The 2775-nt window shown below is 27.6% G+C and carries 2 protein-coding genes; both read right to left on the reverse strand.

The window, feature by feature from the left end; all coding sequences use genetic code 11:
- Positions 1–104: 104 nt before the first annotated feature.
- Positions 105–668 carry a hypothetical protein gene (locus G3997_RS06275; RefSeq protein ID WP_296644553.1) on the reverse strand — a complete coding sequence of 188 codons (564 nt, stop codon included), beginning with the start codon at positions 666–668 and terminating at the stop codon, positions 105–107.
- 355 nt (positions 669–1023) lie between these two features.
- Positions 1024–2652 carry an ABC-F family ATP-binding cassette domain-containing protein gene (locus G3997_RS06280; protein ID WP_296644556.1) on the reverse strand — a complete coding sequence of 543 codons (1629 nt, stop codon included), beginning with the start codon at positions 2650–2652 and terminating at the stop codon, positions 1024–1026.
- Positions 2653–2775: the final 123 nt, after the last annotated feature.

The raw sequence follows: 2775 nt of genomic DNA on the forward strand, positions 1-2775 counted from the left end.
ATTAACTATATTTTAAATACAAAATAAATATTAATAATAAAAAACCTATGAAATAAACTATTTAGTATCGTTCATTTCATAGGTTTTTGTATCCTAATCATTTATTAATTAACATCATTTTTATTATTTTTAGATTTTATTTGTTGTTCTATAACTGATGCTTGTCTTTTTAATTCATCTATTTTATATTTTATAGTAGTTAGCTTTGCTTCCATTGAGTTTCTTGATTTTTCATTTTCAGAATTTTTCATAAGCTCTTCTGTTTGTTTATACATCATTTCTAATGCATCTATCTTTTTAGTTATTTTATCATATACTTTTTTAGGATTTGAGTATACTTCCATTTTCTTTTTTTCTATGGCACATAATACTCTAAAGTAAACAAATGTTATAAGTATATTTGCTATTATTTCAAATATATCCGAACTAATTCTATTAGTTACAGCACATACACCTATAAATACGATTAAGTTAAATAAAAATAAATTATTTAGTGTCTTTCTATTTTTAACATATTTATTATCTTCTTTATCTTTTAAAAATCTATAAGGTATAGATATTGTTAGTATAGGTGCTAAAAATATTAACTTCATATCTATAAGAGCATATACAATACTTATCATTGTCACTAAAGTTGCACTTTTACTCATCACATCTACTCTTCTCATATTATTCTCCTTCTTTATTTACAATATAAATATTATTTTTAATATAGAATGATAGTATCTATTTTATCATATATTATAAAGAAAATATAKCTATTATTTAAATATGAAAATAGNNATTAAGCTTGGTATAAAAGATGTTGATTGCGTACTATATGATGGTGGTAGGCATGAAATGTTAAATGAAATAAATAAGGATGAAGTTATAGGAAATATTATTAAGTGGCTTAATTCAAGAAATTTATATCTTACACCTATAAAGTAAATCAATATAAAAATACCTCCTATATTTTAATAAGCATTATATTAATGTTTCTTAGCTTATCTAATATAGAAGGTATTTATTATTATCTATAAATTATGCATTTTGAAGTGCATACATTTCTTTTAACTTAGCTTGTATATCTTTGTTTTCAAGATACTCTTCTAAAGTAGTCTTTCTATCCATTATTCCACCTGGAGTTATCTCTATTATTCTATTTGCAAGAGTTTGTATCATCTCTTGGTCATGAGAGTTGAATAATAATACTCCTGGGAACTTCTCTAAACCTTTGTTTACAGAAGTTATAGATTCTAGGTCTAAGTGGTTAGTTGGGTCATCTAAAACTAATACGTTAGCATTTGATAACATTAACTTAGATAACATACATCTAACTTTTTCTCCTCCAGATAAAACTTGAGCTTCTTTTAAAGCTTCTTCTCCAGAGAATAACATTCTTCCTAAGAATCCTCTTATGAAACTTTCACTCTTTTCTTCAGAGTATTGTCTTAACCAGTCAACTAATGAGTATTCTATACCATCGAAGTATTGGTTGTGGTTTTTAGGAAGATAACTTTGAGAAGTTGTAACTCCCCACTTAAATGTTCCACTATCAGCAGTATCTTCTCCCATTAATATGTTGAATAAAGTAGTTATAGCTATTTCGTCTCCCATAAATGCTACTTTATCTTCTCTATCTAATCTGAATGATACGTTGTCTAATACTTTAACACCATCTACAGTTTTAGTTAATCCTTCAACTTCTAAAACTTCATTTCCTATTTCTCTTTCAGGAGTGAATCCAACATATGGATATCTTCTTCTAGATGGTTGTATTTCTTCAACTTGTATCTTTTCTAATTGTTTCTTTCTAGATGTTGCTTGTTTTGCTTTAGACGCATTTGAGCTGAATCTTGCGATGAACTCTTTTAATTGAGCTATTTTTTCTTCAGCTTTTTTGTTTTGGTCTTTAGCAAGTTGTAATGCTAATTGGCTTGACTCATACCAGAAGTCGTAGTTACCAACGTACATTTGTATCTTACCAAAGTCAACGTCAACTATGTTTGTACATATTTGGTTTAAGAAGTGTCTATCRTGTGATACAACTATTACTATAGAATCTTCTAAATCCATTATGAAGTTGTTTAACCAGTTTATTGATTGGAAGTCTAAGTGGTTTGTAGGTTCGTCCATTATTAGTATTTCAGGTTTACCAAATAATGCTTGAGCAAGTAATACTTTAACCTTTTCTCCACCTGTTAATTCTTTCATTTGCTTGTAATGCATGTCTTTAGTTATACCAAGACCCATTAATAATCTTTCTGCATTAGTTTCTGCATCCCATCCGTCAAGTTCAGCAAACTCACCTTCAAGTTCAGCAGCTTTTATACCATCTTCTTCAGAGAAGTCTGGCTTCATGTATAATGCATCTTTTTCTTGCATTATTTCATAAAGTCTTGCATGTCCCATTATAACAACATTTAAAACTGTATCTTCTTCATATTTGAAGTGGTCCTGTCTTAAAACTGACATTCTTTCTTTTTCTGTTATAGATACACTTCCTGTGTTTGCTTCTATATCTCCAGCTAATATCTTTAGGAAAGTTGATTTTCCTGCACCATTAGCACCTATTATCCCGTAACAATTACCTTTAGTGAATTTTAAGTTAACATCTTTGAATAACTCTTTATCACCAAATCTAAGTCCAACATTAGTAACTTGTAGCATTTGATTATTTCCTTTCTTTATTACGTATTTTTTATTGCACAATACTTTATATATTATATTATTTTTTTACATTAGTCAACTAATCTAATCCGTTTATATTGCTATATTTTGTTAAATTTTATA

The sequence above is a fragment of the Romboutsia sp. 13368 genome, from assembly GCF_018336475.1.
Lineage (GTDB): Bacteria > Bacillota > Clostridia > Peptostreptococcales > Peptostreptococcaceae > Romboutsia.

What these genes read in the sequence shown, in the direction of transcription:
- G3997_RS06275 (WP_296644553.1), bottom strand. Translation starts at nt 668, where the DNA reads ATGAGAAGAGTAGATGTGATGAGTAAAAGTGCAACTTTAGTGACAATG.